General features: G+C 70.3%; 14 protein-coding genes. 9 read left to right on the forward strand and 5 right to left on the reverse strand.

Annotated features, from left to right (window positions below; all coding sequences use genetic code 11):
- The first annotated feature begins 14 nt into the window (after window positions 1–14).
- A complete protein-coding gene (locus ETAA1_RS16775) occupies window positions 15–827 on the forward strand; it encodes a sugar phosphate isomerase/epimerase family protein (protein ID WP_145240415.1) in 813 nt (270 codons plus the stop codon).
- On the forward strand, window positions 824–2212 hold the full coding sequence (locus tag ETAA1_RS16780; protein WP_145240417.1) for a hypothetical protein: 1389 nt from the start codon (window positions 824–826) through the stop codon (window positions 2210–2212). The genes ETAA1_RS16775 and ETAA1_RS16780 overlap by 4 nt, the downstream gene beginning before the upstream one ends.
- Window positions 2213–2225: 13 nt before the next feature.
- Here the strand turns inward: ETAA1_RS16780 and ETAA1_RS16785 are convergent, their stop codons facing one another.
- The gene (locus ETAA1_RS16785; RefSeq protein ID WP_145240419.1) at window positions 2226–6464 is read right to left on the reverse strand and encodes an FG-GAP repeat domain-containing protein; all 4239 of its coding nucleotides are present in this window, start codon (window positions 6462–6464) and stop codon (window positions 2226–2228) included.
- A 298-nt stretch (window positions 6465–6762) separates the two neighbouring features.
- Between ETAA1_RS16785 and ETAA1_RS16790 the strand changes: the two genes are divergently transcribed.
- Genes ETAA1_RS16790 through ETAA1_RS16805 form a run of 4 tightly spaced genes read left to right on the forward strand, consistent with a single transcriptional unit; the run spans window position 6763 to window position 12640 of the window.
- A complete protein-coding gene (locus ETAA1_RS16790; RefSeq protein WP_145240421.1) occupies window positions 6763–9072 on the forward strand; it encodes a PSD1 and planctomycete cytochrome C domain-containing protein in 2310 nt (769 codons plus the stop codon).
- 20 nt (window positions 9073–9092) lie between these two features.
- Complete coding sequence (locus tag ETAA1_RS16795) at window positions 9093–10526, forward strand: DUF1501 domain-containing protein (protein WP_145240423.1); 1434 nt, start codon at window positions 9093–9095, stop codon at window positions 10524–10526.
- Between the two features lie 14 nt (window positions 10527–10540).
- On the forward strand, window positions 10541–11659 hold the full coding sequence (locus ETAA1_RS16800; RefSeq protein ID WP_145240425.1) for a dienelactone hydrolase family protein: 1119 nt from the start codon (window positions 10541–10543) through the stop codon (window positions 11657–11659).
- Window positions 11660–11674: 15 nt separating this feature from the next.
- Window positions 11675–12640 carry a prenyltransferase/squalene oxidase repeat-containing protein gene (locus tag ETAA1_RS16805; RefSeq protein ID WP_145240427.1) on the forward strand — a complete coding sequence of 322 codons (966 nt, stop codon included), beginning with the start codon at window positions 11675–11677 and terminating at the stop codon, window positions 12638–12640.
- Window positions 12641–12648: 8 nt separating this feature from the next.
- On the opposite strand, the gene ETAA1_RS16810 is transcribed toward ETAA1_RS16805, so the two are convergent.
- The 4 genes from ETAA1_RS16810 to ETAA1_RS16825 form a co-directional block, all read right to left on the reverse strand.
- The gene (locus ETAA1_RS16810) at window positions 12649–13602 is read right to left on the reverse strand and encodes an aldo/keto reductase (protein ID WP_145240429.1); all 954 of its coding nucleotides are present in this window, start codon (window positions 13600–13602) and stop codon (window positions 12649–12651) included.
- Window positions 13603–13623: 21 nt separating this feature from the next.
- The gene (locus tag ETAA1_RS16815; protein WP_145240431.1) at window positions 13624–15312 is read right to left on the reverse strand and encodes an FAD-dependent oxidoreductase; all 1689 of its coding nucleotides are present in this window, start codon (window positions 15310–15312) and stop codon (window positions 13624–13626) included.
- Between the two features lie 118 nt (window positions 15313–15430).
- Entirely contained in the window at window positions 15431–16006 is a 576-nt protein-coding gene (locus ETAA1_RS16820; RefSeq protein WP_145240433.1) for a response regulator, read from the reverse strand.
- A gap of 598 nt (window positions 16007–16604) precedes the next feature.
- On the reverse strand, window positions 16605–17087 hold the full coding sequence (locus ETAA1_RS16825) for a GNAT family N-acetyltransferase (RefSeq protein WP_145240435.1): 483 nt from the start codon (window positions 17085–17087) through the stop codon (window positions 16605–16607).
- 131 nt (window positions 17088–17218) lie between these two features.
- On the opposite strand from ETAA1_RS16825, the gene ETAA1_RS16830 reads away from it, so the two are divergent.
- From ETAA1_RS16830 to ETAA1_RS16840, 3 genes are read left to right on the forward strand one after another with little or no spacing between them, the layout of a single operon-like run.
- Complete coding sequence (locus tag ETAA1_RS16830; RefSeq protein ID WP_145240437.1) at window positions 17219–18151, forward strand: ROK family protein; 933 nt, start codon at window positions 17219–17221, stop codon at window positions 18149–18151.
- 21 nt (window positions 18152–18172) lie between these two features.
- The gene (locus ETAA1_RS16835; RefSeq protein WP_145240439.1) at window positions 18173–18790 is read left to right on the forward strand and encodes a Uma2 family endonuclease; all 618 of its coding nucleotides are present in this window, start codon (window positions 18173–18175) and stop codon (window positions 18788–18790) included.
- Between the two features lies 1 nt (window position 18791).
- Complete coding sequence (locus tag ETAA1_RS16840; protein ID WP_145240441.1) at window positions 18792–19436, forward strand: phosphoribosylanthranilate isomerase; 645 nt, start codon at window positions 18792–18794, stop codon at window positions 19434–19436.
- The last annotated feature ends 51 nt before the right edge of the window (window positions 19437–19487 follow it).

A 19487-nucleotide genomic window follows, 5' to 3' on the forward strand; every position in this document is an offset into this window, starting at 1 on the left:
TCCGGGACCGCCGCATGAAATACGCGATCTGCAACGAGACGTTCGAGGGCTGGGACCACGCACGGGTGTGCGCCCGCGCCGCCGAGTTCGGGTACACCGGCCTCGAAGTCGCGCCGTTCACCCTCGCCCCGCTCATCACCGACGTGTCCGCCGCGCGCCGAACCGAACTTCGCCGCCAGGCCGAGGCCGCGGGCGTAAGCATCATCGGCCTCCACTGGCTGCTGGCGAAGACGACCGGCTTCCACCTCACCAGCCCGGACGCGGCCGTCCGCAAGAAGACCGGCGAGTACCTCGCCGAGCTGACGCGAGCGACTGCCGACCTGGGCGGCACCCTGATGGTGCTCGGATCGCCGTTCCAGCGCAATCTCGACCCCGGCGTCTCGACGGCCGAGGGCGACGACCGGGCGGTCGATACGCTCAGCCACTGTCTGAAGGCACTCGAGGACGGCCGCGTCACGCTCTGCCTTGAACCGCTCACGACGGCGGAGACGAACTACCTGACGACCGCGGCCGAGGGGACTGCCCTTTGCCGGCGGGTGGCGCACCCGTTCGTGAAGTTGCACCTCGACGTGAAGGCGATGTCGTCGGAGCCGGCGCCGGTCGCGGACACGATCCGGGCGAACCGCGAGTTCTTCCACCACTTCCACGCCAACGACCCGAACCTGCGCGGCCCCGGCTTCGGCGCCACCGACTTCAGGCCGATATTCCGGGCACTCGCGGACGTGAACTACACGGGCTGGGTGTCCGTCGAGGTGTTCGACTACAAGCCCGACGCCGACACCATCGCCCGTGAGAGCATCCGGTACATGCGGGAGTGCGCACCGTGATTCGTCTCCTCTCCCTGCTCGTCGTCGTGGGCTCCGCCCTGCCCGCGACCGCGGGCGAACTCACCGTCGGGTTCGGCGAAGCCGACGTCACGCCGGCTATCGGGAAGCAGCCTGTGTTCCTCGCCGGGTTCGGGCAGAACCGACTGGCAAAGTCGGTCCACGACCCGCTCATGGCCCGCGCCGTCGTCCTCGCCGACGGCGGCGACAAGGTCGCGCTCGTGTCCGTGGACGTGGTCGGCCTGTTCCTGCCGTTCGTGGAATCGGTGCGGGCGAAGCTGCCGGGGTTCAAGTACGTACTCGTGTCGGCCACCCACAACCACGAGGGCCCGGACACGATGGGCCTGTGGGGGCCGAACCCGCTCCAGCCCGGCATCGACCGCGACTACCTCGGCCGCGTGCAAGTCGCTTGCGTCGAAGCGGTGACGGCCGCGGACAAGGCCCGCGCGCCCGCCGCCGCCCGCATCGGCACCGCGAAGGCGCCCGAGCTGTTGCGCGACAGCCGGCTGCCGGTCGTACTCCACGACGAACTCGTCGCCCTGCGCTTCCACGACCCGAAGACGCAGGCGCCGCGCGGCGTCGTCATGCAGTGGAACTGCCACCCCGAGACGCTGGACAGCCGCAACACCGCGGTCACGGCCGACTTCGTGGGCTACACCGTCGGCCACCTGCGGGCGTCGCAGAAGTGCCCCGTCGTGTACCTCACCGGCACCGTCGGCGGGCTCATGACGCAGCTCGGCCTCAGCGTGAAGGACGACGCCGGCCGGGAGCTGAAGGACGGCACGTTCGAGAAGGCCGAGCGCTACGGCACGCTCGTCGGACAGGCCGCCGACCGTGCGCTGAAGGCCGCCGTTCCGCTGGAGCTGACGCCGTTCGACGTGCGCCGGCGCGACGTGCTCGTCCCGATGGAGAACCCCGTCTACCGGCTCGCGTACCAACTCGACGTGCTGAAGCGGCAGATTTATCAGTGGGACGGCGACCCGACGCCGCCCAAGATGGTGCCGACCACGAACCTGGAGAAGCCCGTCGCGGTGAAGACGGAGGTGGGCTACCTCAGGCTCGGCGAGTTGGAACTCGCCGCGATCCCCGGCGAGATTTACCCGGAGCTGGTGCTCGGCAAGGTGGTCGAGAAGGCGGAGCCGGGCGCCGACTTCCCCGACGCCCCGGCCGAGCCGGGTGTTTACGATCAAATGCGCGGCAAGCACCGGATGTTGGTCGGCCTGGCGAACGACGAGCTGGGGTACTTCGTGCCGAAGCGGCAGTGGGACGAGCGACCGCCGTTCTGCTACGGCCGGCGGTCCGCTCAGTACGGCGAGCTGAATAGTGTCGGCGCCGAGGCGGCGCCGATCATTTGTGGCACGTTCCGGCGGCTGGCACGGGGCGAATAGCCCCGCGCCGCCGTCAGTCGCTGGCCCCGACGAAGATGCCGAAGTTGAACCCGACGTCGAAGGCGTCCTGCCGGCGGATCTCGGCCAGCGTCGGGAACAGGGCGTTCGTCTCCGGGTTGACGCCGGTCACCTTGTACGTCCTGACCACCGCGTCGCCGCCCGGCCCGAGGCCGGTCACGACGTCGGCCACGCCGTCGCCGTCAGTGTCGGCCGCGGCGACCCGCACCCCCGCCCCGATCGGCGACGAGGGGAGGCCCGGGTTGAACGGGTCGTTGATGTAGAAGTCGCTCAGCACCGCCCGGTTGATCCCGCTGAAGACGCGGACCTGGGCCTGCTCCCCGGCCCCGGAGCCGGCGATCACGTCCGCGAACCCGTCGCCGTTCACGTCGGCCCCGGCGGCGCTAAACCCGGCCCGGCTGTTCGGGTTGAACACGAAGAAGCTCGCCAGCAGGCCGGACGTGACGCCGTCCACCACCACCACCCGCGGGCCGCCGCCCTCGCCGGCGCTCGTGATCAGGTCCGGCACGCCGTCGCCGTTCACGTCGCCGGCGGCCACCGACACGCCGCCGCGGAACGACATTTCGTACGGGAACACGTCGCGGATCGCGGCCCCGTCGCGGCCGCTGATGACCCGGACGCGCGGGCCGCCGCCGGGGCCGGTGCCGAGGATGAAGTCGCCGAACCCGTCCAAGTCCACGTCGCCGACGGCCACCGTCACGCCGCCGCGGAACGACTCTTCGTAGCCGAAGAAGTCGTACAGCTTCTCGCCGGTCAGGCCGTCGTAGGCGGCCACCCGCGGGCCGCCGCCCGGCCCGGCGCCGACCACCACGTCGGCGATGCCGTCGCCGTTCACGTCGCCGCTGGCGACCTTGAGCCCGTCGAAGAAGTTCTCGAACGGCGTCACCTCGTAGCGGAACGCGCCGGTGATGCGGTCGAACACCCGGAACGTCGAGGGGTAGCCCGTGTCGCTGCCGACGACGACCGCGCCGGCGCCCGGCACCGCCGGCACGCCCGACTCGAACCCGAGCACGCCGGCCGAGGAGCCGTCGGCGCGGGCGGTGACACGGACCTGTGTCGGCCCGAGGCTCGGGTCGGTCACGAGCTGGGCGTCGGACCCACCAGGGGCGCTCAGCACGAGCCGGTCGCCGGGCCGGGCCGAGGGGCTCGGCAGCATGCCGTCGGCGACTAGGTTGAACGTCAGAGAGGTCGGCAGGTCGAACGTGTCGCCCTCGTTGCCGCGCTCGTTACCACCCGCGACGTAGAGCGTCGAGAACGTCTGGAAGCCGTTCGTGAAGCCGATCCGCACCGGCAGCAGCGGGCCGGCCGCGGCGCTCACGAACGACACCTGCTGCTCGGTGACGGTAATGCGGTCGCGGCCGTCGCCCACGACCCCCTCGCCGAACGCCGACTGGAGGCCGGGGGCGCTGGTGCCCACGACCGTAAGCACGTCGTCGTCGCCCGAGTTGTCCGGGTCGCCGTTCACCGTGAACGAGCCGAGGGCGAACCCGCCGACGGTGACCCCGTTGATGCGGGCGCCGCCGCCGGTCGGCCCGGTCGGGGAGTAGACGATGCCGGAGCCCGGGTCGGTCGGCGTGCCGAGCGACGTGCCGGAGATGTCGAGCGCGGTAAACGTGTTGGTGCCGCCGCGGCCGTCAAACAGGAACTGCTCCAGGGTGTCGAACGCCACCTGGATGTTCGCGGGCGTCAGGCCGAGTACGTCACCCGTCTGCGGGCCGACCACTCGGGCGGTGACCGACTCGTTGGCAGCATTGCCGTTGAACCGGAAGGTGTCGGTGCCGGCCCCGCCGCGGACGACGAGGTTGGCGGTGATCGTGCCGTTGGCGGCCATGGTCGGCGCGTCGGCGGCCACGTTCACCACGTCGTCACCCGAGCCGCCGTCGATGGTGAGGGCGTAGGCGAGCGAGCGGACGTTGAACGTGTCCGCCGCCGCGCCGCCGATGAGTACGTCCACGCCCGAGTAGTTCAGGGGCAGGCCGGTCGCCGAAACGTACGTCCCGCCGGTGCCGTTGTGGGTGAACGTACCGGCGACGCCCGGGGTGATGAGGGTGTCGCCGCCGCCGAAGGCGTAGCCGGTGAACCCGTCGATGTTGATGAACCCCTTGGCGGCCGGGGCGGCGACGCCGGTCGTGTTGCCGTAGAACCCGTCGACCCCGCCCACGTCGGTGCTGGCGCCGAGCAAGAGGACGGAAATGCCGGTGAACCGGGCGGACGTGTCAATGGCGTCGAGCCCGGCGCCGCCGTTGATGGTACCGACCAGCGACGCAGCACCGGTGAACGAGAAGGTATCGGCCCCGACGCCGCCGACGACGTTCTCGATCCCCTGGAAGTCGAAGTCGGTCGTGGGGGTGTCGCCCGTGCCGACGCCGGCGCCGGTGAACCGCCACGCCGTCGCCGCGTCCGGCCCCACGACGGTGTCGTTGCCGAACCCGCCGATGACGCTCACGACCTTGCTCACGCCCGGCGAGATGATGAACGTCTCGTCGTCGGAGGTGCCCACGAGGCGGATGGAGTCGATGCGGTCGACCCGGTCGCGGTAGTAGAGCACGTCCTGACTGGTGGCCGGGTCGCGTACGTACACCTCGATGGCTGGCACGTTCGTCCCGGCCGTGCGGTCGAACACGCTCGCCTGCTTCACGGTGATGACGTCGGGCACGCCGTCGAACCCGGCGAACTGGTACTGCATGTCCAGCGTGAGTGGGTAGCGGTTCTGGGTCGGCACCCCGCTGACCAGGACAACGCCGTTGGCCTGATTCATGATGTCCGCCTCGTACCGTGACAGGCGGGTGTTGAACGACAGGCTGCCGAACGGGAAGATGCGGCCGCCGGAGTTCGGCGGGTTCTGGCCGTAGGATACGACCGAGATGGCGGCGAGGCTGCCGTCAGCCAGTTGCACAAATCCCGCGCTGCCGGAGTCGCCCTGACCCTCACTACTGTCCGGCTGTGTAGCGACGAAGTCGCTGCGGAGCGTGGCCTTGTCGACCGCGTCGTGCACGTTCGACCCGGCCCGGAGCGGGCGGAACCCGCCGTCCATGATCGTCGCCACCTTCACCGTGCCAGTGCCGCCCTGGAGCCCGGCGGGGTTTGCGGTGAGGAGCGGGATGTCGAAGCCGATCTGGTCGAACACGATCTGGTAGGTGCCGGTGTTGATCCCGGTCGAGGGGGCGCGGACGGTGACCTCGCCGGGGCCGGCCGCGCCGAGGTTCTGCAGGGCTTGCTGGATGCGGTCGGCGGTGGCGGTCGGGTTTGCCGGGTCGAACACGATTGGGGCGGTGGCGGTGGGGCCGTAGGAAAGCGTGAAGTTGCCCCCGGCGGCGTCGATGGTCAGCCGCTGGGCCTCGGGGTCGATCAGGCCGTTGACCAGCGTAGTGCTCGTGACCGTGCCGAAGTTCCCGTTCAGCACCAGCGGGTCGGGGTTGTACTGCTGGAACTGGATCCGGGGGTAGTTGACCAGCGGCAGGAACAGGATTTCAAAGCTCCGCTGGGTGGCGGTCGGAGCCAGCGGGCCGGTGTAGATGGAGCTCACGAGCGTGTTGAACCCAATCGCCGCCAGTGCGTTCTGAATCTGGATCGCGGTCGGGTTGAATGGGAGCGGGGCAGTGGTGACCGGTCCCCCACTGGGCCCCTGCACTACGAGTTGGAACTGCCCGCCGTTCCCGCTGATGGTGATCCGCTGCAACTCTTCGTTATTCGACTGTCCGGTGAACCCGGTGCCGGTGAGGCCGAACCCGGCCATGTAGTACGTCTGGCCGATCTCCGACCGCTGGGCGGTCTGGCCGGCGGTGTACATGGCGTAGTCTTCGACCCCGAACGGGGCCACGGCAGCGAGCGTGACGAGCGACACGTCGCCCACGCCGTCGCTGACGTTCCCCGTCCACTCCGGGTGGTTCCAGACCTCGATAACCGGGATCTGCACGCGGTCGAGGTTCCCGTCCGGGAGGCGGCGGAAGAAGGTGATGATGTCGCCGACCTGCGGGTCGACGTGGGCGGCGGTGACGATGTGGCGGCTGCCGACCACGAACGCGCCGCGGTCCAGGAGGAACCCGGTGCCCCCGCTGCCGACGGCGACCACACCCGTGAAGTCGGGCCGCTCGGTCTGCCCCGGCGGAATCGGGGCGGCGGGAACGACCGGATCGTCGACATCCGCGAGGACGGGAACGTCAAAACCCCCGAGGACCGGCGTAACCCGGTCTTCCAGCAGGTTGAGTTCCAGGCGGCTGCGGCGGCGGGTCATGAAGTCCACTCCTGGCAACCCGGACGCAGGGCCGGGACAGCGTGCAACGGCGGACCGGGCGCGGCGCGAACGAGGGGTCCGAAATGTCCGTACCACACCCACCGCACCCGGGGCGTGTCATTCCGACGACGCGACCCCGGCGTTGGATGGGTCCGCCGGTGAATCGGTCCCACCCCCGGCAATTTTCCCCGCCCCGACAACCCGTACGGCCGGCCGCGCCCGGATTTCTCCCCCCGCCGGCCTCGCCAGCGGGTAGACTAAAGACACCGCCAGCGCCCCCCTCCCGGACCGGCCTGCCATGTCGACCCGCCTCGTAGTCACCCTCGCCGCGCTGTTTGCCGCCGCCCCCGCGGCGTCGGCCCAGCCGGTGGACTTCAACCGCGACGTACGACCCATCCTGTCCAACAATTGCTTCGCCTGCCACGGCCCCGACGAGAAGGAGCGCAAAGGCGACTTACGGCTCGACACCAAGGACGGCGCGCTCGGCGCGATCGTCCCCGGCAACCCCGCCAAGAGTGAGCTCCTGGCACGGGTCCGGAGCCCGGAGCCGTCCGAGGTCATGCCGCCGGCCAAGTCGGGGAAGAAGCTGACGCCCCGCGAGATCGACATCCTCGACCGCTGGGTGAAACAGGGCGGCGGCTACGCCCCGCACTGGGCCTACGTGCCGCCGACGCGGCCGGCCGTGCCGGCGACGAAACACGCGACTTCCACACCGATCGACTCGTTCCTGTTCTACCGGCTGGAGCGAGAGGGGTTGAACCCCCAGCCCGATGCCGATCGCTACGCCCTGCTCCGCCGTGTCAGCCTCGACCTGACCGGCGTCCCGCCGACGTGGGCCGAGGCCGCGGAGTTCGCCCGCGACAACGGGAAGGCGGCTTACGAGCGGCAGGTGGATCGGCTCCTGGCGAGCCCGCGGTTCGGCGAGCACTGGGCGCGGCTGTGGCTCGACCTGGCCCGCTACGCCGACAGCGCCGGCTACGCCGACGACCCGCCGCGGACGATCTGGAAGTACCGCGACTACGTCATCCGGGCGTTCAACGACAACCTCCCGTTCGACCGGTTCACCGTCGAGCAGCTGGCCGGCGACCTGTTGCCGAACCCGACCGAGGACCAGCTGACCGCGACGGCGTTCCACCGCAACACGCTCACGAACAACGAGGGCGGCACGAACGACGAGGAGTTCCGCAACGTCGCCGTGGTGGACCGCGTGAACACGACGTTCACCGTGTGGATGGGCACGTCGATCGCGTGCGCCCAGTGCCACACGCACAAGTACGACCCGCTGACGCAGCGCGAGTTCTTCGGCCTGTTCGCGTTCTTCAACAACACCGCCGACGCCGACCGCAGCGACGAGTCGCCACTGCAAGAGTTCTGGGTTCCGGAGACGCGCGAAAAGCGCCGCCGCGCCGAGGCCGAGGTCGCGTCGCTGGAGACAATTCTCAAGGGGGTAAAGGCCGACCAGCTGAAGGCCGACCGCGACCGGCTCGCCACGCTGAAAAAGCAGTTGCCCGAGCTCAAGCCGCTGGCGACGGTGCCGGTCCTGAAGGAGTTGCCGCAAGGCCAGCGCCGTGTGACGAAGCTGCAGTTCCGAGGCAATTTCATGGACCTGGGCGAGGTCGTGACCGAGGGCGTCCCGGCCGCCCTTCACCCCCTCCCGGCCGGCGAGAAGAGCCGGCTGACCCTGGCAAAGTGGGTCGTGAGCAAGGACAACCCGCTGACCGCCCGCGTGGTGGCGAACCGCTTCTGGGAGCAGATTTTCGGTACGGGCCTGGTCCGCACGAGCGAAGAGTTCGGCGCCCAGGGCGAACTGCCGAGCCACCCCGAACTGCTGGACTGGCTCGCCGTCGAGTTGCAATCCGACTGGAACGTCAAGCGGTTCCTCCGGCTGCTGGTCACGTCGGCGGCGTACCGGCAGTCGTCGAAGGTGACGCCGGCGCTGGTCGAGCGCGACCCCGAGAACCGGCTGCTGGCCCGCGGCCCGCGGGTGCGGTTATCCGCCGAGATGGTGCGCGACCAGGCACTTGCCGCCGCCGGGCTGCTGAGCCCGAAGGTGCTCGGCCCGTCGGTGAAGCCGCCGCAACCGAGTCTGGGGCTGAGCGCGGCGTTCGGCCGCTCGATCGACTGGCAGCCGAGCACCGGCGAAGACCGTTACCGCCGCGGCGTTTACACCGAGTGGCGGCGGTCGAACCCGTACCCGTCGATGAGCACGTTCGACGCCCCCAACCGCGACGCCTGCACCGTCCGCCGGGCCCGCACGAACACGCCGCTGCAAGCCCTCGTGACGATGAACGACCCGGTCTACGTGGAGGCCGCGCAGGGGCTCGCCCGCCGCGTCCTCCGCGAGGGCGGGGCGACACCGGCGGAGCGAGCCGCGTACGCTGTTCGCACCGCACTGACCCGCCCGCCGACCGACACCGAGGTGGCGCGGCTCGTGAAGTTGTACACGGACGCCCGTGCTGCGTTCGACAAGGACCGCGGCCGTGCGGCGCAGTTCGCCACGAACCCGTTGGGGGCGCTCCCCGCGGGCGTGGACGCCGCCGACGCCGCCGCGTGGACGACGGTGGCGAGCGTGCTGCTGAACCTGGACGAGATGTTCATGAAGCGCTGACCCCGGCGCCCGGAGACCCGATGCACCCCTCCCTGCTCGCCACCCGACGCCAGTTCCTCGGCGCGTCCGGCCTCGGCCTCGGCGCCCTCGCGCTGGCGGATGTTGCCGGTGCCCAGGACATCCCGATCAACGCCGCCCGGCCGATGGCCCCGCGGGCGCCGCACTTCGCGCCGAAGGCGAAGCGCGTGATTTATCTCCACATGTCGGGCGCCCCGCCGCACCTCGACCTCCTCGACTACAAGCCCGAACTCGTCCGCCACGACGGCGAGAACTGCCCCGACGTGTACCTGCGCGGGAAGCGGTTCGCGTTCACGTCCGGCGTGCCGAAGCTACTCGGCACCAAGCAGCCGTTCCGGCGGCACGGCAAGAGCGGCGTGTGGATGTCCGACGCCATCCCCGGCCTGCACGCCGTCGCCGACGACGTGACCGTCATCCGCTCGATGAAGACCGACGAGTTCAACCACGCCCCAGCCGAGTTACTGCTGTACACCGGGTTCGCCCGCCAGGGCCGGCCGAGCTTCGGCTGCTGGACGACTTACGGCCTCGGCAGCGAGAACCAAAACCTCCCCGGCTTCGTGGTGCTCATCTCCAACGGCGTGCAGCCGAGCGGCGGCCAGGGCTGTTGGGGCAGCGGCTTCCTGCCGAGCGTTTTCCAGGGCGTGCAATGCCGCTCGCGCGGCGAACCCGTGCTGTACCTCTCCGACCCGCCCGGCCTCGACCGCGACACCCGTCGCATGGGCCTCGACGCCCTCCGCGACCTGAACGAGCAGCAGGCCGCCGAGCTCGGACACCCCGAGACGCACACCCGCATCGCGCAGTACGAGTTGGCCTTCCGGATGCAGATGAGCGCCACGGAGGTGATGGACATCGGCCGCGAGCCGGCGAAGGTGCTCGAGAGCTACGGCGCGCAACCGGGGGCCGGCACGTTCGCCAACAACTGCCTGCTGGCCCGGCGGCTGGTCGAAGCCGGCGTGCGGTACGTGCAGCTGTTCGACTGGGGCTGGGACTTCCACGGTACGAACCCGAACGAGGACATCCGCGACGGCCTCACGCGCAAGGGGACGGTCACGTCCCGCGCTGTGGGGGCGCTCATCAAGGACTTGAAGGCCCGCGGCCTCCTCGACGACACGCTCGTGATCTGGGGCGGCGAATTCGGCCGTACGCCGTTTCGCGAGGGCCGCACCGCCGGCGGCCAGGTGTTGGGGCGTGACCACTTCCCGGACTGCTTCTCGCTGATGCTCGCCGGCGGCGGCATCAAGGCCGGTCACACCCACGGCGAGAGCGACGAGCTCGGCTTTCGCGTCGGCCGCGATCAGGTCCACGTCCACGACCTGCAGGCGACGTTGCAGCACTGCCTCGGCTTCGACCACACCCGGCTGACGTACCGCTTCCAGGGCCGCGACTACCGGCTGACCGACGTACACGGCAAGGTCGTCCGCGACGTCCTCGCCTGACCGGGGAGGCTCCCATGCGTAGCTCCGTCGCCGTGCTCGTGATCGTCGTCGCGCTCGTGCCGGCGGTCGCCGCCCCGCCCGGCGACCCGCCCGCGTCGATCGCCAAGTTCTTCCGGCCGCCGACCGAGTTGGAAAAGGACTTCGGCCCCTACCGTTCGCCGCTCCTGTTCGACGACGGCAGCCCCGTCCGTACCCCCGCCGACTGGCACAAGCGCCGGGGCGAACTACTCGCGTACTGGCACGGGCGGATGGGCGCGTGGCCGCCGCTCATCGAGCGGCCGAAGATCGAGTACGGTGCGAAAGAGAAGCGCGACACCGTCACGCAGCAGCGGGTGAAGATCGAGACCGCCCCGGGCCGGGTCGTGGAGGACGCTTACCTGCTCGTTCCCGACGGGCCGGGGCCGTTCCCCGCGGTCGTGGTCGTCTTCTACGAGGCGGACACGGCGGTCGGCAAAGGCAAGGGGCCGCTCCGCGACTTCGCCATCCAACTCGCCCGCCGCGGCTTCGTGACGCTCTCCGTCGGCGGCGACCCGAACACGTACTACCCGACGCGGGAGACGTGCCGCATCCAGCCGCTGTCGTTCCACGCCTACGAGGCGGCGAACTGCTACCAGCTTCTGGCGTCGCTGCCGTTCGTGGACGCGACCCGGATCGGCATCACCGGCCACAGCTACGGCGGCAAGTGGGCGATGTTCGCGGCGTGCCTGTTCGACCGGTTCGCCGCCGGGGCGTGGTCCGACCCCGGGATCGTGTTCGACGAGGCGCGGTCGAACGTGAACTACTGGGAACCGTGGTACCTGGGTTTCGAGCCGGGCAAGGCCCAGCAGCGCGGCCGTGGCATCCCGAACGAGAAGAATCCGCGTACCGGCCCGTACAAGCGGATGATGGACGAGAAGCGCGACCTGCACGAGCTGCACGCGTTGATGGCCCCGCGGCCGTTCCTGGCATCGGGTGGCGCCGAAGACCCGATCGGACGCTGGAAGGCGCTCAACCACAGCGTCGCGGTGAACCGGGTGCTCGGCGTCGAGAATCGTGTGGCGCTCACGACTCGGCCGGCGCACGACCCGAGCGAGGAGTCGAACGCCGCGCTGTACACGTTCTTCGAGTGGGCACTCGGTCCCGTCAGAAAGTGATCCCCGGAGGCGCCCGTGTTCGCCGCCCTCGCGCTGACGCTGTTCCCGCTACCGCCGGCCCCCGCGCACGTCGGCGCCGCGAAGGCGCTGCCGCTGCTGGCGAAAGCCGCCACCGGCCACGCGGACCAGAAGACGTGCTTCGCCTGCCACAACCAGGCGCCGCCGCTGATGGCCCACCGCGCCGCCGTCGGCCGCGGCTTTGCCTCGGCGGACGCGCTGTTCAAGGCGCAGGCCGAGCACGCCGTGGGGTTCATCACGGCCAACCGCGAGCGCTTCGTGAAGGGCCAGGGCACCGGCGGCGGCGTGGACACCGCCGGCTCGCTGCTCTTCGCACTGGAGCAGGCCGGCCACAAGGCCGACGAGAACACCGCGGCCGTGGTCGAGTACCTGCTCCAAGCCCAGGCCGACCGCGACCACTGGCGGACCGGCTCGAACCGCCCGCCGACGGAGGCGAGCAGCTTCGCCACGACGGCACTCGCCGTCCGGGCGCTGAAGAAGTGGGCGACGCCCGAGCAGCGTGAGCGCGCCGACAAGCGCGTGGCCGCGGCCCGCTCTTGGCTCATCAAAACGCACCCGGCCGACACCGAGGACCGCGTCTTTCGGCTGTTCGGGCTGAAGGCGGCGGGTGCGGGCGAATCCGACACCGCCGCGGCCGCGTGGGAGTTGCTGAAGGCACAGCAGCCCGACGGCGGCTGGCGCCAACTCGACACGATGACGTCCGACGCCTACGCCACCGGCACCGCGCTCGTGGCGCTGAAGGAAGCCGGCGGGTTGGCAGCGAATCACCCGGCGTACTCGCGCGGCGTCGAGTACCTGCTGCGGACGCAGCTACCCGACGGGTCGTGGCACGTGCGGTCGCGGAGCAAGCCGTTCCAGCCGTACTACGAGAGCGGCTTCCCGCACGAGAAGGATCAGTTCGTTTCCGTGGCGGCGACCGGATGGGCGACCACTGCGCTGGTATTCACGGCGCCGCCGCGGTAGCGCAGCCGCTACTCGTAGATCGGGCAGAAGGTGTTGAATGCCGCCTCGGCGAAGACGCCGGGGTCGTTGAAGCGGCGACCACGGTCCAGCGCCGAGATCGCCGCCATCTCCGCCTCCGTCAGCGTGAAGTCGAGCACCGCCAGGTTCTCCGCCAGCCGCTCGGCGCGGCTCGTTTTCGGCACCACCGCCGTGCCGCGCTGCACGCCCCACCGTAACAGCACCTGAGCCGGTGTCTTCCCGAGGCGCGTCGCGGCCGCGGCCACGGCCGGTTCCGTCATCACCGACTCGTCCGGCGTCGCCATGCCGAGCGGGACGTAGGACGGCGCCCCGAGCGGCGAGAAGGCCGTCACCGCGATCCCCTCCGCCCGGCAGAAGCGGACCAGTTTCTCCTGCGTCAGGTACGGGTGGAGTTCGATCTGGAGCACCGCCGGCCGCACGCGGCAGCCGGCGAGCAGGTCGCGCAGCTGGGCGGTGCCGACGTTGCACACGCCGATGTGCTTCACGCGCCCGGCGGCGTGCAGGTCTTCCATCGCGCGCCACGTCTCGGCCAGCGGAACGGGTGCGAAGCGCATCCCGCCGGCGGAGTCGGCCGGGTCGAAGAACCAACCCGGCGGGTAACGCGTCTCGAACGGAACGAACGCCTGCGCGATCGGGAAGTGGATCAGGTACAGGTCGAGGTAGTCGAGCTTCAGGTCGGCGAGGGAGCGATCGAGCGCCGGCCGAACGTGCCCCGCCGCGTGGTACGTGTTCCACAGCTTCGACGTGACCCACAGGTCTTCGCGTCGGCAATGACCCGCCGCGAGCGCGGCGCCGATGCCGTCGCCGACCTCGGCCTCGTTGCCGTAGTCGCACGCGGAATCGAGGTGGCGGTAGCCGAGGCGAACAGCTTCGGCAACGAGGCCGGCGGCGGCGGCGTTCGGCACCTTCCACAGGCCGAGGCCGACGGGGGGGATTGGGGTCATGCGGGGTAGCATACGGACGGCTCAGCGCGGCTGCTTCGCCACGTTATCGGGCCAGGCCAGCATGAATCCCGCCTTCGTCAGCGCGGCCTGGTAGTCCTTGAGCAACTCGGCGTCGCGGCGAACCTGACGCGGGTTGCGTCTCCTCGCCAAAGCGAAGGCCACCAGTTCACCAACCGCTTCGCCGACCGTCCACTCGACGGGGTGGAGCCGGTAGCAGCCGTTGGTGACGTGCGTGGTGCCGATGTTCTTGCACGCCGGCAGCAGGTTCTCGACTCGCTGCGGCAGCAGGCACCCGAGCGGTATCTGGAACGGAAGCGAACTCACGTCCACGTAGTTGTCGCCGCCGCTCGACGGGTGCAGGTCGATGCGGTAGCTGCCGACCCCGACCGAATCGGGGAACACTTCCGCGGTGAAATCGCCGTTCTTCTTGCCAGTCGCCTTCGTGCGGGCGTCTGTGCCGATGTGGGTCTCGGTGACGGTGAACAGCGCCTTGATGCGGCGACTTTCGCGGACGTACGGCGCCATCGCCAGCCCGTCGTCGGTGCCGGTGATCTCGGGCCGGAGCCGCAGCCCCTTCCAACCGCGGCGGCCGTCGGGGCGTGGGGCCTCGGTCTGCATCCAGTGGAACAGACAGCGGCTCAGAAACCGGCCGGCGGCGAGGGCCGCGCCGGGGGCGGGGTCGTCAAACAGGTTGCCAAGCCAGTAGTCGTTCTGCGGCCAGTTCACCAGGCACACGTCGCCGGCGAACGTGCCGGGGGCGAAGTTCGCTCGGTCCACGATGCGGCGGTACGTCCACAGGTTCGGCCCCTCGCGCGGCACCCGGCCGGTGGGGTCGAAGCCCATGTCGCGCGGCCGAAGGGTGACCGGGTGCGACATCGTCCACGAGAACAGCGGCCCCGGCCACGCCGGCGTCAGCCGCGGCACGTAGTCGCGCCAGCGGCGGTACCCGTCGGGTTCGTCGCCGACGTGGTCCGCACCATCGACGTGATCCAAGGCGAAGCACACGGTGAACGCCTGATGGTTCCGCGGGTTAGCGACTTCCGCGGCGTGCGGCTCGCCCGTGTCGCGCCGCGCCTCGGAACCCGTGACGAACTCCGTTCGCGTGATCGGCAGCAGGTCGCCCGTCTCGGTGGCGTCGACGAAATACGGCGCGACCAGTGTGACCGGCGGGCCGAAGGCGGAGCGCACGGTGACGGCACGGACGCGGTCGCCGTCCACGTCGGCGGTCACCGGCACGTAGGGCTGCAAGAGTCGGATGCGGCCGGTGCTGAGGTGCGGGGCGAGGAGTTCGAGCAGCACCGCTACCGCCACCCGCGGCTCGTGGCACAGCTTCGAGACGCTGCCGTTGCCGGGATTCAGGTCGGGCTTGGCCTTCGCGGCGTCGGTGAGCGGGTAGTTGCGGCGGTAGAAGTCGCGCACCCTCGTGCGGAACGTGCCGTACAGCCGGGTGCAGGGAAGCGTCTCGACCTGCGGGTACTCGTCCGGCGGAACGGCCTGCGAGGTGAGCTGGCCGCCGATCCAGTCGAACGACTCGGTGAGCACGACGCGGAGCCCGTTGCGAGCCGCGGCCAGCGCGCACGCCACGCCGCCGACGCCGGCCCCGACGACGACCACGTCCGCGGCAAGTTCGCCGGGCGGTGGCCGCTCCTGCGCCATCAGGTGCGCCAGCGGCGACACAGCGGACAGCGACAGAAAGGCGCGCCGGTTCATCGCCGCTCCACGCGGGAATGTCGAATGACGAATGACCCACCAATGACGAAGGAAGACCCGTTCTGTCTTACTTCGTCATTGGTGGGTCATTCGTCATTCGACATTCCCCGAAAGGGGTTCAGTCGTCGCGCTTGGCGTCGGCGATGGCGCGGATCTTCTCGCCGAGGAGGGCCACGTCGAACGGCTTCTTGAAGGCGTCGTTGAAGCCGTACTGGGCCAGCTGCTCCGGGGCGGCCTCGTCCTCGCTCGCCAGGCCGACGATCAGCGTGCCGGTGTGCGTCTCGTCGGCCCGCAGGCGTGCGACGATCTGGATGGCCTCGCTGCGGCCCAGGCCGAGGTCAATGATGATCGTGTCCGGCTGGAAGTTGCCGGCGAGCATCCCCGCCTCGAACCCGCTGTTGGCGTACTGGAACTTGTAGTCCTCGTCCTCGGGCAGCAGTTCCTTAATGCGGTCGTTGAACAGCTTCTCGGTGCCGATGAGGAGCACCTTGTGCCACTCCTCTTCTTCGAGCTCCCCGAGCGGCATGCCGTGTTCCTTCAGGAACCGGATGAGCTGTTCGCGGGGGATCCGCCGGTCCTGCGAGCCGGGGATACGGTACCCCTTCAGCCGGCCGGAGTCGAACCACTTCGACACCGTCCGGGGGGCGACCTTACAGATCTTGGCGACCTGTCCGGTGGTGAACACCTTTTTCATCGCGAGGCACTCCGTTTGAACTCGCTTGACCCCGCACCCCGCACGTACGACCCGCCCCGGGGGAATGGGGCGGGCCGGTGAGCTGGCCATCCGTGGCGGGCGGCGTGTCTGGCCTCGGTCGCGGGCCAAGGCGCCGCGCCGGGTGTGGGGCTGTGGATCACCAACGGGGGTCCGCAACCCAGGCCGATCCCGGCCGGTCGGGCCCGAAGCTGCGGCCCGGACGCCGGCCGCGGGGAGGCGGGCGGGTCCGGGGGGCCGGGCGGGTGGCCCGGGTGCCGCAGGCGACGGCTCCGACGCAACCTGTTTCGACCGGAGGAACCGCCCGACTTTGCAAAACCCGCGAAGATGGGGGCTGTGCGGTCGGCTGCGGCCGGCTCGGGGGTTTGGGTCGTTGGGGCGGGCGGGTCCCGGGGCCGACCGTCGGCCCCGCGGGCGTCCCCGCTGTCAGTCCCAGTAATCGTGCCGGATGGAGGTGTGTCTTGGGTGTTGCTTCGCGTCCGGGGAGTGCCTTCCGTGGCCGGCGGACAGGTGGGACCGGTTGGTCCGGTTCTACCGCCCCGCCGTGCCATGATAGCGCCCGCGGCAAGTCCCGTTCGCGCTATTCGGCCGGTGGCAGGAGTCGCTTCGAGAACACCACCAGCCCGTCGCCGTCGGCGTAGAAGTCGGGGACCGTCGCGGGCTGGTCGTAGCCGTACTTCCGGTAGAACCGGCGCGTCGGCTCGTAGTGCGGCGTCGACGACGTCTCGATCAGAAGCAACCGCCCGCCCTGCCCTCTCACGTCCTGTTCGACGAACTCCAGGAGTTTCCCGCCGAGCCCCTGTCCCTGCCGCGCGGCGTCAACGGCGATCCAGTACAGGTACCACGTCCGGTCCGTCATGGGGGCCGGGGCGTGGTATACGTAGCCGAGCAAATCGTCACGTTCGTCCCACACGAAGCAGCGGTGGCCGAGGTCGGCGTTGGCCGCGTGAAAGTCGTCGAGCACCTCGCGGAGCGTGTCCAGTTCCAGCGGCTTGAAAAAGCCGGTGCCCGCGGTCAGGGCGACGAGGGCGTCGGTGTCGGCGGCGGTCGCGGGGCGGAGCATGGCGAAGGATACCACCCAGGTTTCCAGGCTTCGCACGGCCCGTGTGGTTCGGCCAGTTGTCCGGCCCGGCGAGACGGGTAAGACAACGCATATCCGGTTCGACCGCACACGCCCCGGCCGCGAGAGGGCCGATGCTCCTCGGAATCGAAATCGGCGGCACGAAGCTCCAGCTCGGCCTCGGCCGCGGCGACGGCACCCTCGTCGCGTTGTGGCGTGGTAGCGTCGAGTCCGCCGCCGGCGGCGACGGAATCCGCCGGCAGATTGTGACCGCCGTTCCCGAATTGCTGAAGTCCGCGGGGCTGACTCACACCGACCTGCGTGGCGTCGGCGTGGGCTTCGGCGGGCCGACCGACGACACCACGCAGCGCGTCATCAAGTCGCACCACGTCGCCGGGTGGGACGACTTTCCGCTCGCCGACTGGGTGGCCGAGCTGACCGGACTACCGACCGTCATCTGCAACGACGCCGACGTTGCGGCGCTGGCCGAGGCGACGCACGGCGCCGGCCGCGGGCTAAGTCCCCTGTTCTACATGACGGTCGGCACCGGTATCGGGGGCGGGCTGGTGATCGACGGCAAGATGTACCGCGGCTGTGGCCGGGGGGCGGTCGAAATCGGCCACCTACGCGTCCGCGACGGCGACATTTTGGAAGCCTACGCAGCCGGCTGGGGGATCGCCGCCCGTGCCAACCGCCTGGCCGCGACCGACGAGCGGTACGCAGCCCTTCGCCGATCGGTCGGCCGCGACCTGACCGGCAAGGACATCGCCACCGCAGCGGCCGCCGCCGGCGACCCGGCCGGGCGCGACGCTCTCGACTTGGCTCTGGACGCGATCGCCGAGGCGCTCGGCCAGATGATCAAGCTGCTGTGCCCGCGGCGCGTCGTGATCGGCGGCGGCGTGTCACTCATGGGTGACGAGTTATTCTTCGAGCCGCTCCGCCGCCGCGTCTCGGCCGCCGCCTTCCCGCCGTTCGCCGGTCTGACGGACATCGTCCCCGCGGCTCTCGGCGAGGAGGTGGTGATCCACGGCGCCCTCGCGTTGGCACGGCAGCAGCTCGGCGGGTAAACTGCGGACCAGGAGGTGAGTATGTCGCCGACGCAGCCTGCCGCCGTACCGACGACGCGCATGACGGTGGACGAGTACTGGGAGTTCGTCAACCGCCCGGAGAACGCCGACCGCCTGTTCGAACTCCACAAGGGGAGAGTCGTCGAGATGAGCCGCCCGACGACTCTCCACGGCATTGTCGCCGCGAACATCGGGACCGACCTCACGGTCTACGCGAGGCGGGTGAGAAAGGGGTTCGTGACGGTGAACGACGCGGGCGTCGTGCTGGAGGAGAAACCCGGCACGGTCGTCGGGCCGGACGTGGCGTACTTCGTCGGCATCAAACGGTTCGAGGACGTACCCCCGAAGTGGTCCGACCGCCCCCCGGTGCTCGCCGTCGAGGTGCTGTCGCCGAACGACAAGCCAGGCAAGGTGACGCGGAAGGTAGACGACTACCTCAAGGGCGGGGTCAAGGTCGTATGGGTGGTGGACTACGAGGAGCGGAGTGTCACCGTCTACCGGCCCGATCTGGGGCACACCGTCGTGGACGCGGGCGCGGAGTTGGCCGGCGATCCGGAACTCCCGGGTTTCGTCTGCCCCGTGGATCAGTTCTTCGTCCTACCCGAACGCGATGAGTCGGACACTTCCCCAGCCGAGTAGCATGGCACCCGTTCGCATCAAGATCTGCGGCGTCACCACGCCGGCCGACGCCCGCCACGCGGCCGAGGCCGGGGCCGACGCCCTCGGGCTGAACTTCTACCCGAAGTCGCCTCGCTTCCTCACGCCGACAGCCGCCGCGGCAATCGTCCGGGATCTGCCGCCGTTCACCGCGACCGTCGGCGTGTTCGTCGGGACGCCCATGCGGCAGGCGTGCGCGGTGGCGTTCCAGCTCGGCCTCCGCGCCGTACAGAGCTACAACGACCACCCGCCCAGCGACGACCCGTTCCCGTTCGCGCACGTCCCGGCGTTCCGCGTCGCAGACGCCACCCAGCTCGATGCCGTGCGCCGCTTCGTCGTCGCCGCCCGCGCCGCCGGCCGCGCCCCTTCTGCCGTGCTGATCGACTCGTTCGTCGCCGGCCACATGGGTGGCACCGGGCACGTCGCACCGTGGCACCTCCTGGCCGGCTTCGACCCCGGGGTGCCCGTGATCCTCGCCGGCGGACTGACGCCCGAGAACGTCGCCGACGCCGTCGCCGCCGTGAGGCCGTGGGCGGTCGACGTCGCGAGCGGGGTCGAGAGCTCGCCCGGCGTCAAGGACCCCGACAAGGTCGCGCGGTTCGTGCGCGCCGTCCGCGATTGTCATTGAGCCGCACCGCACCATTTCTAGAATTGTCGCCGTCCTCGAACCTCGACCTGC

Origin of the sequence: Urbifossiella limnaea (assembly GCF_007747215.1) — a bacterium.
Classification (GTDB): Bacteria; Planctomycetota; Planctomycetia; order Gemmatales; family Gemmataceae; genus Urbifossiella; species Urbifossiella limnaea.

Bases quoted from the DNA above. Each gene is read 5' to 3' on its own strand.
- ETAA1_RS16820 (WP_145240433.1), bottom strand. From the start codon at position 16,006: ATGAAAAAGGTGTTCACCACCGGACAGGTCGCCAAGATCTGTAAGGTC.
- ETAA1_RS16815 (WP_145240431.1), bottom strand. From the start codon at position 15,312: ATGAACCGGCGCGCCTTTCTGTCGCTGTCCGCTGTGTCGCCGCTGGCG.
- ETAA1_RS16830 (WP_145240437.1), top strand. From the start codon at position 17,219: ATGCTCCTCGGAATCGAAATCGGCGGCACGAAGCTCCAGCTCGGCCTC.
- ETAA1_RS16840 (WP_145240441.1), top strand. From the start codon at position 18,792: ATGGCACCCGTTCGCATCAAGATCTGCGGCGTCACCACGCCGGCCGAC.
- ETAA1_RS16810 (WP_145240429.1), bottom strand. From the start codon at position 13,602: ATGACCCCAATCCCCCCCGTCGGCCTCGGCCTGTGGAAGGTGCCGAAC.
- ETAA1_RS16785 (WP_145240419.1), bottom strand. From the start codon at position 6,464: ATGACCCGCCGCCGCAGCCGCCTGGAACTCAACCTGCTGGAAGACCGG.
- ETAA1_RS16800 (WP_145240425.1), top strand. From the start codon at position 10,541: ATGCGTAGCTCCGTCGCCGTGCTCGTGATCGTCGTCGCGCTCGTGCCG.
- ETAA1_RS16825 (WP_145240435.1), bottom strand. From the start codon at position 17,087: ATGCTCCGCCCCGCGACCGCCGCCGACACCGACGCCCTCGTCGCCCTG.
- ETAA1_RS16835 (WP_145240439.1), top strand. From the start codon at position 18,173: ATGTCGCCGACGCAGCCTGCCGCCGTACCGACGACGCGCATGACGGTG.
- ETAA1_RS16795 (WP_145240423.1), top strand. From the start codon at position 9,093: ATGCACCCCTCCCTGCTCGCCACCCGACGCCAGTTCCTCGGCGCGTCC.
- ETAA1_RS16775 (WP_145240415.1), top strand. From the start codon at position 15: ATGAAATACGCGATCTGCAACGAGACGTTCGAGGGCTGGGACCACGCA.
- ETAA1_RS16790 (WP_145240421.1), top strand. From the start codon at position 6,763: ATGTCGACCCGCCTCGTAGTCACCCTCGCCGCGCTGTTTGCCGCCGCC.